Annotated in this window: 11 protein-coding genes; 3 read left to right on the plus strand and 8 right to left on the minus strand. The window is 52.4% G+C overall.

Features of this window, described 5'->3' with window-relative positions:
* Positions 1-115: 115 nt before the first annotated feature.
* The 3 genes from HFP08_RS24790 to HFP08_RS24800 are packed head-to-tail and all read left to right on the plus strand — an operon-like array spanning position 116 to position 5019.
* On the plus strand, positions 116-1429 hold the full coding sequence (locus HFP08_RS24790) for a nucleotide sugar dehydrogenase (RefSeq protein ID WP_481856609.1): 1314 nt from the start codon (positions 116-118) through the stop codon (positions 1427-1429).
* Positions 1430-1444: 15 nt separating this feature from the next.
* Positions 1445-3310 carry a glycosyltransferase family 2 protein gene (locus HFP08_RS24795; RefSeq protein WP_168123324.1) on the plus strand — a complete coding sequence of 622 codons (1866 nt, stop codon included), beginning with the start codon at positions 1445-1447 and terminating at the stop codon, positions 3308-3310.
* 38 nt (positions 3311-3348) lie between these two features.
* On the plus strand, positions 3349-5019 hold the full coding sequence (locus HFP08_RS24800; RefSeq protein ID WP_168123325.1) for a polysaccharide deacetylase family protein: 1671 nt from the start codon (positions 3349-3351) through the stop codon (positions 5017-5019).
* A 76-nt stretch (positions 5020-5095) separates the two neighbouring features.
* Here the strand turns inward: HFP08_RS24800 and HFP08_RS24805 are convergent, their stop codons facing one another.
* The 8 genes from HFP08_RS24805 to HFP08_RS24840 all read right to left on the minus strand — a co-directional run bounded on the left by HFP08_RS24805 (position 5096) and on the right by HFP08_RS24840 (position 14021).
* Entirely contained in the window at positions 5096-6340 is a 1245-nt protein-coding gene (locus HFP08_RS24805) for a cation:proton antiporter (RefSeq protein ID WP_168123326.1), read from the minus strand.
* 104 nt (positions 6341-6444) lie between these two features.
* On the minus strand, positions 6445-7275 hold the full coding sequence (locus HFP08_RS24810) for a hypothetical protein (protein ID WP_168123327.1): 831 nt from the start codon (positions 7273-7275) through the stop codon (positions 6445-6447).
* Complete coding sequence (locus HFP08_RS24815; protein ID WP_168123328.1) at positions 7259-7792, minus strand: RNA polymerase sigma factor; 534 nt, start codon at positions 7790-7792, stop codon at positions 7259-7261. The genes HFP08_RS24810 and HFP08_RS24815 overlap by 17 nt, the downstream gene beginning before the upstream one ends.
* Positions 7793-7993: 201 nt before the next feature.
* Positions 7994-9058, minus strand: coding sequence for an oxidoreductase (locus HFP08_RS24820; RefSeq protein ID WP_168123329.1), 1065 nt, complete (start codon positions 9056-9058; stop codon positions 7994-7996).
* Between the two features lie 79 nt (positions 9059-9137).
* On the minus strand, positions 9138-10637 hold the full coding sequence (locus tag HFP08_RS24825; RefSeq protein WP_206109315.1) for a sulfatase-like hydrolase/transferase: 1500 nt from the start codon (positions 10635-10637) through the stop codon (positions 9138-9140).
* On the minus strand, positions 10550-12091 hold the full coding sequence (locus tag HFP08_RS24830; RefSeq protein WP_168123331.1) for a type 2 periplasmic-binding domain-containing protein: 1542 nt from the start codon (positions 12089-12091) through the stop codon (positions 10550-10552). The genes HFP08_RS24825 and HFP08_RS24830 overlap by 88 nt, the downstream gene beginning before the upstream one ends.
* A 132-nt stretch (positions 12092-12223) precedes the next feature.
* A complete protein-coding gene (locus HFP08_RS24835; protein WP_168123332.1) occupies positions 12224-13084 on the minus strand; it encodes a carbohydrate ABC transporter permease in 861 nt (286 codons plus the stop codon).
* Positions 13085-13106: 22 nt separating this feature from the next.
* Positions 13107-14021 (minus strand): ABC transporter permease, encoded by a 915-nt coding sequence (locus tag HFP08_RS24840; protein WP_168123333.1) that lies wholly within the window; start codon positions 14019-14021, stop codon positions 13107-13109.
* Between the last annotated feature and the right edge of the window lie 80 nt (positions 14022-14101).

Raw genomic sequence — 14101 nt, forward strand, 5'->3', positions numbered from 1 at the left:
CGCTAACTCAAATTATTCGTTCCAAGCAGAAAGCGGCCCAGCAGGACGCCGATTTCCTTGCTTCTTAATGATGTAAAACTTTTTACTGTCCAGTGAGGCAAGTATGAATAAGAATATCCCTTTGCTCGAACAACTGAAGGGCGGACACGAACGGATTGCGATTATCGGTCTTGGTTACGTGGGACTGCCTATCGCCGTTTCCTTATCGAAGAAGATGAATGTCATCGGATTCGATATCGACATCCGCAAGATCGAATCTTACCGAAGCGGCATCGATGTTACCGGAGATTTGGGAGCTGGCGCCATCGCGGCAAGCAACGTTCTGTTCACTTCCGACGAAAGCGAGCTTGACCACGTGCAATGCTTTATCGTTGCCGTGCCAACACCGGTGCAGAGCGGCAATGTTCCGAACTTGAAATATTTGAAAAATGCCAGCCGCTTGATTGGCCGCAAGCTGAAACGCGGCGCTGTCGTCATCTATGAATCAACGGTCTATCCCGGGGTAACCGAGGATATCTGCATCCCGATTCTCGAATCCCAATCAGGATTAAGCGCAGGCTTCGACTTCAAAGTCGGCTATTCACCGGAACGCATTAATCCAGGCGATCGCGAGCATCGATTGGAAAGCGTTGTAAAAATCGTATCCGGTATCGATGAAGAAGCTCTCGAGATGATCGCTTCACTCTATGAGCTGATTGTCACGCCAGGCGTATATCGAGCAGAAAGCATCAAGGTAGCCGAGGCGGCCAAGGTTATCGAGAACGCGCAACGGGACATTAATATTGCCTTCATGAACGAGTTGTCCATGATATTCAACCACATGAACATCGATACCAGACAAGTGCTTGATGCGGCTCAAACCAAATGGAATTTCCTTCCTTTTACACCCGGACTGGTCGGTGGACATTGTATCGGCATTGACCCTTATTATCTGACCTTCAAAGCCGAAGACGCCGGCTTCCCGTCGAGACTCATTCTCTCCGGCAGACAAATCAACGATGGAATGAGTACGTATGTTGTCCAGCAATTAATGAAGCTGGCCGTACGTCTGCAGTTAGATATGAAGAGCATCCGTATCGGCATATTAGGCGTGACGTATAAAGAAAATTGTCCCGATACGCGAAATTCGAAAATAATCGACATGATCGATGAATTAAAGGATTACGGCATCTCTCCCATCGTCACAGATCCTGAAGCCGACAAATGGCAGTTGCGCGACGAACATGGCATAGAGTTAACCCCGCTTTCCGAGATCAACTCGCTTGATATCATTGTGGCAGCGGTGCCTCATCGGGTATTCGTTGAGATGAATGCTCAGCAATTCAAATCCTTGTGTCGCGATAACGCCAACAAGCTAATGATTGATATTAGGGGCGTGCTCCCGAAACGGGATTTCGAAAATATGGGGTTCCATTACTGGAGCTTGTAGAGGAAAGGGATAGCCATGGCGATTTGGAGAAAACACAAGCATGAAACGAAAGAGATTCTTACAGCCTCGCGCGAAGACCGTCGAGCCTTGCCTAACGTTCCAGACCCGAAGAAAACCAGATCGGCATCCGAACGCAGAGGTCAACGCTCCTTCGAAGAGAGCTCGGAAACCTCCGATGCATATTTGCAAGGCATTAGAGCCTTAAGTCTCCGGTATATCGCTGATTTTGAGGTTTTGATTTCGAGAAGAAGCATGAAGAAGGGATCAGCCATCAAGGCCAAGGCTGTCGATATCTCGACTACCGGTATCCTGCTGGAGCTGAATGCCGAATCGAACCCCTTCAGTCCAGGTAGCAACGTAACCGCCCGATTCAATATTCCTTCCGGAACGATGCCCGAAGGCTTCGAATCGGCCGTCAGAATAGACGCCAAGATCGTGCGGCAGTTTGCCCGCCCGAACGAAGACGGGGAAGAGAAGCAACTGATCGCCCTGGAATTTGAGCAGCCGCTCAACGAATATTTTCAGAAGAAAAGATGGAGCTATTCGGTCTACACCGCAAGCGCGCTCCTCTTCTTCTCAGCCTTCTTCATCATCCTGCTGCGGGCGGAGAGCGTTATCTACTTCAAATACAATATCACTCTCTACTTGTACAGCATTACAGCCGCAGCATTCCTGCTTTCCCGATACGGGTTCGGCGCACTGTACCGGGAAGTTCCTGTGGATCCCCTGTACACGCCGGGAGTCTCCATAGTCATTCCTTGCTTTAATGAGGAGATGTGGATCAAACGGACCATTCTTAGCTGCATGAATCAGGATTATCCGATCGATAAGCTGGAAGTCATTATCGTCGATGACCGTTCGACCGACCGTTCTATCGAACAGATTGAAGAAATTATCACCATTATTCATCAAGAGGCGGAACGGTTTCAAACGAAAGAGCGATTGAAGCTTGTCATTATGGAAGAAAACGGGGGCAAGCGGGAAGCCTTGGTGAAAGGCGTGCAGCTGGCCAAGCATAATCTGGTGGTTTTCGTCGATTCCGACAGCTTTCTGGAGCCTGACGCCATCAGGCATCTTGTTCAACCGTTTCAGGATCCGAGGATGGGAGGCGTCGCGGGCCGTACCGATGTAGAGAACAAATACACAAATGCGGTTACGAAGCTCCAGACCGTCCGTTATTATATCGCGTTTCGGATTATGAAGGCCGCGGAATCCTGGTTTGACTGCGTCACCTGTCTGTCGGGCCCCCTATCCTGCTATAGGAAGGAGCTTATTGTACAGCATACGGACGCATGGCTGAACCAGACCTTTCTAGGCCAGAAAGCAACCTTCGGCGATGATCGGAGTATGACGAATTTCATCCTGAGAACGCATCGAACCTCGTATCAAGATTCGGCGATTTGTTCAACGATCGTGCCGTCGGACATGTCGGTGTTCCTGAAGCAGCAGATGCGCTGGAAGCGCTCGTGGCTTCGAGAATCGCTTAGGGCGGGCCTGTTCATCTGGCGCAAGGAGCCGTTTATGTCTTTATTTTTCTACATCGGCATTCTCGTGCCCATCGCAGCTCCCGTCATCGTGGTCTATAACCTCGTCTATGTTCCGCTTTGGCATCATATCTTCCCAACCACCTTTCTGACAGGACTATTCATGATGGCGGCGCTCATGAGCCTGGCTCATCTCCTTTTGCGGAAGAGCAGATTGTGGGTGTACGGACTCGTATTCTGCCTTTTCTATGAATTGGTGCTGCTGTGGCAGATGCCGGTTGCCTGGGTAACCTTCTGGAAATCCACCTGGGGCACGAGAGAAACGCCGCAAGACGTTGAGGCCAATAATCGAAAGAAAGCGCGGAAGCAAAAAAAATTCCGTTTTCTTCGTTTCTAATTGACGCGTTCGATGAAGTGAAGGGAGTGAGAACATTTATGGCCAAGAGAAGCAAGGAGGCTGTGCTGGATCTGAATTATCGCAGAAAAAACAGAAGAAAAACGATTCGCAGCGGCATTCAACTGGCGATATTGCTTGCCGTCCTTCTTCTCATTGGCAACGCCGTCTTCCACGTTCAGCAGTATCAAGAGCCCCATAAATCAAGCTGGACGAGCAACGGCGGGTTCATCGCCTTATCCTACTTCGGCGTCGATCGAACGGGCACTGCGGCGCTTATTGCAAAAAAGCAATTGGAGAAGCAGCTTAAGGCGCTCTATGATCAAGGCTATGTAACGATCTCCCAGCAGGATATTATCGATTATTATACGCAGGGAGCGCTGCTTCCGGAGAAAGCTCTGTTCCTGGCCTTCGAAGACGGCCGCAATGATTCGAGCCTGTATGCTCAGCCGCTTCTTGAGAGATATAACGACAAAGCCACTTTTCTATCTTATGCGAACAATTTGGTCGACTCGGACCGAAAGTTCGTCAAGCCGGACGAGATGATGAAAATGATGAAGAGCGGCTATTGGGAGCTTGGCAGCAACGGCTACCGCTTGACCTATATTAATATCCATGAGAAGGACGGAGCATTCATCGGGATGCTGGACGAGAACAAGCTCCCGGATAAGTCGAAGCTGAGCGATTATAATCATTATCTCATGGATTTTCTTCGGGATGCGGACGGCATTCCCGTGGAGGATCGCGAGGAGATGGAGACGCGAATTGCTGCCGATTATTCCGCAATGCGCGAGGTTTACTCGGACAAATTAGGATACATGCCCAAGGTCTACATGATTATGCATGCCAACGCACTCCATAAGAGCATGAACAGGCTTGTTGATCATGCCAATGCGTCTGCCATTAAGAAGTTGTTCGCCATACACTTCAACCGGGAGGGCAATGCCTGCAATTCCGCCGACGGCAATCTCTATGATCTGACTAGAATTCAGCCTCAGCCCTATTGGCAGACGAATCATATGCTTATGAAGGTGCAGAAGGACTGCTCGCAGATAATGAGCTTCATCGTCGGGGACGAAGAACGGGCGAACGATTGGACGTCGCTAAGCGGCGTCGCTGAATTTGTCGATAATCGCATCGCTCTTACCTCCCCCGCAGGCGGTGCGGGAATCTACGCGCTGGAGAACAGCAGCGGCTACCGTGATGTATCGCTGCAAACAGAGCTTGCAGGCGATGAAATGGGCACGCAAGGCGTATATCTCCGATACAATCCGGCTCAGGCTTCCTTCCTGCGGGCGTCGATCGCCGATAACAAGCTCGTTATCGAGCAGAAGAAGCCCGAAGGAGAGGCGGAATCGCTCTTCTCCGCTCCGCTGAAGGAAGACCAGGTGGAGCATCACCTGACGATAAGAACATTAAAGGTTAGGGTTCAGGGAGAACGACTATCGGCGTGGGTCGACAATCAAGAGTGGGCGAAGGACATTAAGGTGGATGGAAGCATCGCGGATGGAGAAATCGCGATCTTCTCAGCGGCGAGCACGTTAAATGAAAAGGATGATATATACGACGGCGTGTTCGACAATTTCGAAGTAACAAGCCTGAGCTCGGGCGACCTCTTGTACAGCAATACCTTGACCGGAATAGAAGGCGCGCTCCATCGTCTCCAAGAAGCGTACAATCGCATTCTTGACTGGGCCATCGACACCTTCTAGGGCAGCAGCAGAAGAAAGCCCTCCATTGGCTTATCAGCCGGAGGGCTCCTCGCTTCCTGGACTCGCCTGGACTCGCTTAGTGTTCCTCGCTCACAGCGCCGGCTTCCTTCTTCCCAAGCCCCAGCTTCATGACCAGCGGCTTAATCGTCAGCCCTTGCACGAGCAGCGAGAACAGCACGACGCTGAAGGTCAACACGAGCACGTCCTCGCGCCCGTCGAAGGACGGCGGCAGGCTGAGCGCCAGCGCGATCGACAGGCTGCCCTTGAGTCCGCCCCAATTCAGCACGCTCTTCCAGGCTCGCGGGAAGGGCCTGATGAGCGATACACTGAGATAAAGCGCCGCGGTCCGACTGACCAGCACGACGAACACCGCTGCCAGCATGATCCACCATTTCTCATAGAAATCGACATTCTTGATCTCCAGCCCAATCATCAGGAAGATGAAGGAGTTGGCGATCAGCGTAATGACGTCCCAGAAGGAATTGATGTTCATCTTCGTCGTGGAGGACATGCCGATGCGCGCGCCGTAGCTGCCGAAGATCAGACCCGCCACCACTACCGCGATGACGCCGGACACCTCGAAATGCTCGGCGATGAAATAGCTGCCGAAGAAGAGCAGCATCGAGAAGCCGATTTCCAGCGGATAATCGTCATAGAAGCGAATGAGCTGCGAGAACAGGAAGCCCATGACCGCTCCCACGACAATGCCGCCAAGCCCGAATTGCAGGAAGAGCAGCACGCCCTTGCCGACGCCCGTCCAGCCCATCTCCATATAGGAGAGTAGATAGATCGACGAAATCTGGAAAAGCACGACCGCGATTCCGTCATTGAACAGCGACTCGCCTTCAATAATCGTCACCACCTGCTTCGGCACTCCCAGCGACTTGAAGATGGAAATCACGCTGATCGGATCCGTCGCGCTCATGAGCGCGGCGAAGGTGAAGGCCACTATAAGCGGCAGATCCATCACATAATGACCGATCAAGCCCACGAACAGGAAGGATAGAAGCGTCCCCCCGAACGCCAGCGCCAGCACAGGCTTGCGCTGCTCGATGAGATGCTTGACCGGCATCTTCAAGGTGGCGTCTCCAAGCAGAATCGGCAAGAACAGCGATATAATGACCGCCTGGAACACATGGGACTGCGTAATATAGGTTTCCGCCTCCTCCAGGAAGGGGATATGCGTAATGCCGAGCAGCAGCCCCACGATAACTAGCGCAATGGAATACGGCTGATTCACCTTCTTCGCAATCGCGATGACGAACATCGAGATCGCAAGCAAGACCAGGAGTTGAATAAATGTGTCGTTGAATAAATGCATGAGTCACCTCGTCGTAAAATGGTTTCCATCAAAAGTTTAATACAATTAAAACCATCTTACTTCATTGGCTATCAGCTTTCCATTCCAATTGACAAATTATGCGCTCATTTCTCCTCCCCAGGCAAAATTTCAAACTGCTCCAGCATCTGTCTGAATCTGGCGCCATGCCCTTCGGCCGCTTCGAGGAAATAATTCTCGGTCAGCACGAAGCTGCCCTCGCGTTCATTGCTTGTCACATAGACCGTAATGACCTTGCTGTTCCATTCCTGACCGTCGATTGCATGAATGCGATAGCCCTTCACCGGCTCCTCCACCTGTTCAATTTCGCGTACATCGGTATACTCTCCCTTGAGGCTCTCCGCGATTTCCCCCGCAAGCGCCTCGGGCTTCTCTCCCGTATTCTGCTCAATCGTAAGCGACACTGCGGGATAGCGCTCCGGCAAAGGCTCGATCGTCGTAATGACATCCTTATCCTGCCCCTCCACCAGCTTGTAGCGTTCTTTATCGTAATAGATGACATAGTGGCTCGCCTCGTCCTGATGCAGCTTCCCCTGCGTCTCCTCTTGCTGCCCTTCGATGGAGATGTCGATCTTCTTCTGCGGCGCGAACCACTGCTCTACGCTCTTCATCATCGCCGTGCCCGCCGGCATGGTCAGGAAGGCTGTCAACGCGACCGCCGCCGCAGCGGCTCCAGCCGTTATTTTCCACCCTGTATGGCGCTTCTTCTTACCTATTCTTCCTTGTCTGCTTGTTTCCATAGTACGCATATTCATGTCGGCTCCCCCTTGATGTTCGCTATTATTCAATTCATGCCCCGCCTCACGCGGCTCCTCTTCTTCATCCAGTCTGGCCTCTATCTCTTCCCATATGCTATCCTTCAGCTCTTGGGAATAGCCACTCTCTTCCATGAGATGCTCTCTAAGCTTCCGATCCATACGTCTCTCCTCCCAGCGCGCTTCTCATCAGCTCGCGCCCCTTCAGCAATCGCGACTTCAACGTGTTCACATTCAGCTCCAGCATTTCGGCAATCTCTTTCTCCGAGTAATTGTGCAAATATTTCAAAATAAACGGGATGCGGAATTTGTCTTGCAGCGCGTCAAGCGCCTGCCCGATATCGATGGCCGCCTCAGCATTGCCCGGATTAGATTCAAGCCGCTCCACATGCTCTCCAAGCGGGAAAGCCTTCTTCTCTTTCTCCATCACCCGAAAGCATTCACGCAGCAGAATGCTGTACAGCCAAGGCTTGAAGGGCTTGCCTTCATCATATTGCGCGATGCTCTTGTACACTCTGACGAACGTCTCCTGAACGACATCCTTGGCCCACTCCCTATTCCTGGTCACAAGCACGGCAGTCCGCATCGCATAATCGAAATGCGCGTTGTAGAGCTCCCGGAATGCCTGGCGATCGCCCTTCAGCATTCTGCGCTTGATTTCCATCTCCACCCTGTTCACCTCTTTCGCCGCCTTCTTACTAGGTATTACCCGATGAATCCCGAAAAAGTTTATTTTGTTTCAAAACAGAAATCCGTGCTAAACAAAAAATATACCTCCAAGACCAGCGAGGACGGCATAATTACATTCCTTGGCATGCAAAGAAGCAAGCTTTAGCAGCTTGCTTCTTCATTCTCATCCATTTTGTAACCAGAACGTAACTTATGAAATCATTATAGTTCGAGCTTCTCTACTGCTCTGCAAGCCCAGCTCAATCAATCTGACGGCGGCCGAGGCTTCCTCCGGCTTTACTGCCAGATCAGCTTTACCATGAATATGATCGGCTATATTTTGATAATAATGCTGATATCCGCCTGTCAAGGTTTGAATGCTTCCCTGTAATCGCAACTTACCTGCCATTGTATCAAGCTGTCCCCAATGCCCTTCTGAATCAACGGCATATCCAGCATCCTTTGGCGTAAGATCATTCATAAGCATATCCTCTTGCGGATCCTCACCATACTTCACGAATGAGCCTAATCTGCCGTGAATCGCATATCGCGGTCCCTTCTTGCGAGCAAGCAAAGAAGCATGAAGTCTAACCTTCAACTTGCTTGCATAACCAAGCGTAACCTCGAAGCCGTCATCCGCTTCTGCGCCTTCTCGCTGCGTACGAATATCAGCCGTGATGGAACTCGGCATGCCGAACAAACTGAGAGCTTGATCCATGAAGTGAACCCCAAGATCGTAGAATACGCCTGAACCAGGCAGTTCACCGTTATTCCTCCACTTGCCCGGTGCCGCATTCGGAGTGAAGCGATCCCAGCGAAATTCTGCTTCGACGATTTCCCCCAGCAACCCTTGCTCCAGCAATTGCTTGACGGTCATATAATCTCCATCCCAGCGCCGATTGTGGAATACACTAATAACCTTGCCCATATCTTTTGCCAGCGTTATAAGTTCTTCCGCTTCTTCGCTTGCTGCTGTGAACGGTTTCTCGACAATGACATGCTTGCCCGCAAGTAGTGCATCCTTAGCGAATGTGTAATGATTGGTGCTTGGTGTAGTAATCACTACAATATCAATAGCAGGATCCTTGTATAATGACTTCACATCTCTTTCAATTTCAATCCATGGATAACGTTCCTTCGAAAGCTCGGAGCTTCTCTCCACAACCTTCGCCAAGTACAAATCCGGCACTGCAGTTATAATCGGGGCATGGAATGTTTTTCCAGATAAGCCGTAGCCAATTAATCCTACTTTTAATGCACGATCTTGATTGTTCATGCTACATCTCCCTTTTATTCCCTCTTTTCTTCCATAAACCCTTGAGATACTTGGCAAAAGTCCGAATCGGGAGGTCGTCTCATGCCTCATCTCCGAGGAGTTCGTCCCCGCAATCGCGGGCCCAGCGGAACAAGGCTCCGCGCAGACGCGCCCTCACCGCCGCGAGGCGAGGCTCGCCAGCAAGGTTGTTCATCTCCAAAAGATCTTCCTGTAAATCGTACAGCTCATCATCGGCATGAGGATCATAGATATACTTATACCGCTTCGTAATGACGGCGCGGCGAATGTCACCGATGCCCGCGTTGCCGGAATATTGCGAGAAAACTGCCCGATCATCGTCCGGCGCGGGCCCGCCTCCAAGGGCGGATGCGAGTGACAAACCGTCCAGTTGATCCGCCGCCTTCAATCCGAGCAAGTCCAGCAAGGTCGGCAATACGTCCAGATGCGACATAACACCGTCGTACCAGCGGAGCCGCGCACCGGGCGTCTTGATCAGCATCGGTACCCGAACCGCTTGCTCGTACATCTCCATCTTCTGGTACATGGCGTGCTGGCCCAGGTGATCGCCATGATCGGACATGAACAGAATGATTGTGTTCTCGTATGCGCCGATCTCCTGCAGTGTCCGGATGATGCGGCCGACGCACGCGTCGGCCAGCTGCGTCAAGCCGAGATGTGCGGCCCAAGTTCTTCGCCACTGCTCCTCAGTGATGCCCTCTGCCAGTTGTGCCGGCACGCCCAGACGGCGGTTTCGAGGTTCGCCCGCTGCGGGAACACCGATATTGGAGGGGAGCTCAATGGCGGAAGGCCGGAAGCGCGATGCGTACGGTTCAGGCACGGCAAGCGGAGGATGCGGCGCCCAGATGTTTAGGAACAGAGCAAACGGGCGCTCTTCGGAAGCGCTTTTCCGAAGGAATGCCTCCGCCTGCCGCGTGAAGAAGACATCCTGATGCTTCTCTAGCGGACCGCTCCACACCGATGGCAGCGCACTGGAATAGCTTCTTCGTTCGTAAGCTCCGTTACGCATCTCCATCACCTCACGCTTGCTCTCTGGCGAAGGCGAAGACGCAGCCTCCGCCCCCCGTTCACCAGCGATGCGCTTGTAATCCGCCAAGTCCATGTACGCGTCGAATCGCGCACGCGCACGCAGCTCCGGACGGAGACGAATATGCTGAACGCCGAAGTGGCCAAGGCGATAACCCGCTTCACCCAAATATTCATGCATTGACCGATGGTCGCTTGCCGTTTCCCCACTCCAATCGTTTACGAGCACACCAGTGCGCGCCGGATACTTGCCGGTCGCCAGCGCCGTGCGCGCCGGTACACAGAGCGGCGTACTGCAGTAGGCTCGGGAGAACACACAGCTGTCTGCCGCCAGCCGATTCAGATGAGGCGTCACCTCCATCCCATCCTGTCGCATGAACAGCGTATCGGACCGCTGATGGTCGGTGGTGATCATCACGACATTAGGCTTGGCCACCGTGCCCACCGTCACTCCCAATCCTTCGTATTTTCCCGAACTGTCTCCGTTAGCTTCGCCAGGCCGACATCGTTCATTTCCTTGACGTACGTGTCCCAATCGGCGTCGATGTCTTTACGTCCGGTAACAAAGGCGATCTGCCAGTCGTCGAACTTCTGATCAATCGCCGGAATGAGCTCGGCCGCGTCCCCGTACGTTATATTCGTGATTGGCGGCGCGATGCCGTACTCCATCGTATAGTCGAAATGCTCCTTGAGCACTCCCTCCACGTTGCCTGCCGCCGCCGAATAATCAGTCGTCATGGCAGTCAGATGGCCGAGCGCCGGCAGAATATCCCTCTGGTAAGCGTCAGTTGTCACCATCTTGCCGTCCACCAAATTGTAGTGAATCCCCTCTATGCCAAAGTTCAAAATGTGAATGCCGTCATCGCTGTGCATCCAATCGAGCAATGCGGCGACGCGGGCCAGAAAATCTTCATCCCTTCCTTCCGCAACCGCCACGACCGGATCAACGTAATCAGCCGTCACTCCCGTCAACGGCCCCTTTGGTCCTGCCGGATTGGGGATCAGCACGGACACCTTCGCGTTCGGGTTGTTCTTCTCCAAGTCCTGTACCGTTTGGTTATACCGGTTCGCTCCAACCATGTACAGGCCGGACGCACCGCTGACGAACTTGGCCTTCTCCTGCGTCTCGTTCGCGGTAAAGATCTCTTTGTCGAGAAGTCCCGACTGGTATAAATCTGCGAGATACTTGAGGTAATCCTTGAATTCAGGCATCACCTCTACGTTGATCCACTCGCCGTTTGGCTTCGCCCAGACTTTCGCCCCCGTGAACGACGGCTGGATCGAGCCGATATCTGCCATGCCGAAATTGGCTGTTAGCGGAACCGTATTTTTCCCGCCGAGATTGTTGTCCTTGAAAGCCTGCAGCATCGTCTTTAATTCGTCCATCGTCGTCGGCTGTTGAAGTCCGAGCTGATCAAGCCAATCCTGCCGAACGACCATCATCGTCCCCTGCTTGCCCTTGTCCGACGGTAGTTGAAAGACGCCGTCCGGCTCCCTGAACTCCTCTGTCCCTTCTCGAGCGATATAGGACTTCAGGCCTTCCAGATTGTACTTTTCTGCATACTCCGCGAAGTTCATCAAGTAACCGTCTTCATACAAATGGTTGTAAATGTGTGCGGAGGCGAGCGGGTAGCGGAAGATGTCCGGCATATCGTCCGCCGCGATCTTGAGCTCCAGGTTCGTCGCGTATTCCTTGGCGAGAATCCGTTCGACCTTGAAATCAATGTTGAATTTCTCGTCGATGTACTTGATAATCTCATCGTTCGGGTCAATGTCCTTCGGTCCCCACTGGAACATCGTAATCGTGTAGTGCTTGTCGAAATTTACCTCGGAGCTTCCGTTCGCTGGTGAAGCCGGAATAGCCGACGAAGATGATGCGGTTGCGCTTTCCGAAGGTTCTGTTCCGGCGTTCCCGCTTGAACAGCCGACCGTTACGGCACCTAATGCGACGAGAAGAACCAAAGGATACAATCTGCTTTTCCAATTCAAAACAACCACCCTTTCCCTTGTACGTTAATGTGATCACTGTATTTCGGACCGAAGACATACTTAACAGCTTTGCAGCGATATGGAAAAGCCATTCACCTCCTTAACGGCGCGGACAGCTGCCGGACATGAGCATTACCCTTTTATTGCTCCGATCATCAGTCCCTTGACGAAGAAACGCTGAACGAATGGATAGATCGACACAATTGGTACCAGCGCGACGACAATGTTGGCGAGGCGCATCGTATCCGAGGAATAGCCCTGCTCGCCGGATTCCATCGCCATCAGACTCTCGAGATCCGAGCTGTCCGAGACGAGCCGTTGCAAATATTCCTGCACCGTCTTCAAGTGCTGATCCGTGATGAAGAACACCGACTGCATGTACGTGTTCCAGAATGAAACCGCATAGAACAGACCGATCGCGGCCAGAATCGGCTTTGACAGCGGAAGCACGATCGTGAAGAAAATGCGAAAGTCGTTGCATCCGTCGATCCGCGCGGCCTCCTCCACCTCCTTCGGGAACTCCAGAAAAGAGGTTCGCATAATGATCAAGTAGAAGGTATTGATCATGTATGGCAGGATATATACCGCGAAGTGATTAATTAGCCCCATGCTTCTGTAGTTCATGTAATCTGGAATAAGTCCCGCGTGCAGGAACATCGTCATGACGATGAGCGCCATTACGACAGAGGAGCCTCTGAATGGCTTGGACAGCCCATAAGCCGAATATGCGGTGAAGAGCAAGCCGACCGTCATGCCGACAATCGTGATCAGGACTGTGACGCGCAGATGAATGAAAATCGTGCCGTCGGTGAAAATTTGGACGTACGACGCCAGCGTCGGGTTCTTGACGAACAGCTTCAACTGCGAGGACAAGAATTCCGGCTCCGTCATGAAGGATGCGGCGACAGTCTGCCAGAACGGATACAGCATAACGATGCAGACCAAAGCGATAGCGGATGCATTGATGCCACCCCACAAGCGTTGTTTTTTCATATGCGTTATTCGCACTCCTCTCTCATATGATGCCTCGATGCCCGAGCGCCTTGGCCAGCCGATCCGCCCCGAACACCATAACGCCTGCGATCAGCGTCTTGAACAGGCCGGCAGCGGCGGCCAAGCTGTGATTGCCTTGCTGCAAGCCGACGCGATACACGTAAGTATCGATGATATCGGCCACGTGAATGACCATCGGATTGCTCAGCACCAGAATTTGCTCGAAGCCGACATCGAGCAGATGCCCAACGTTGATGATAAATAAAACGACTATCGTCGAGGAGATGCCGGGCAGCGTAATATGCCTGATGCGCTGCAATTTGGAGGCTCCGTCGACGTAGGCCGCCTCGTACAGCGTCGTATCAATTCTCGCCAGCGCCGCCAGGTACAGAATCGTGCCCCAGCCGGCCGTCTTCCAAACGTCCGAAGCGACGAGCAAGCTGCGGAAGTAATCCGTGCTTCCGGTGAAGTAAATCGGTTCATGGCCGAACGCGACAATCACATTGTTGATCAGGCCGTTGTGCACGGAGAACAGACTGTACACAATGCCGCCCAGCACAGCCCAGGAGATGAAGTGCGGCAAATAAAGAATCGATTGGCTGATGCGCAGAAAGACGTCGTTGCGGATTTCATTCAGCATAAGTGCGAGCAGAATCGGCGCCGGGAACCCGAATAGCAGCTTGTAAAAGCTGATGAGCACCGTATTGAGCATGGCCTGGTGGAAGTCCACCGATTGAAACAACTCCGTAAAGTGCGTGAATCCGACCCAGGAGCTGTCTGCGATCGGCCGCGTGATGCGAAAGTCCCGGAAAGCGATCTGGATGAAATAAAGCGGCCTGTATTTGAATACAACATAAAAAACGACAGCCGGCACGATAAAAAAGTAAATTTGACGCTTCGATAGCCATTGCCGAACGCCTGCAACGGTTGACCGCATAAGAAGAACCTCCCTTAATCTGTGAACGCTTTCAAGCAATGTCATTATTATAAGGGAGCAAAGCAGCAAAGAGTAGTAGG

The sequence above is a fragment of the Paenibacillus sp. HB172176 genome (assembly GCF_011947265.1).
GTDB lineage: Bacteria > Bacillota > Bacilli > Paenibacillales > Paenibacillaceae > Pristimantibacillus.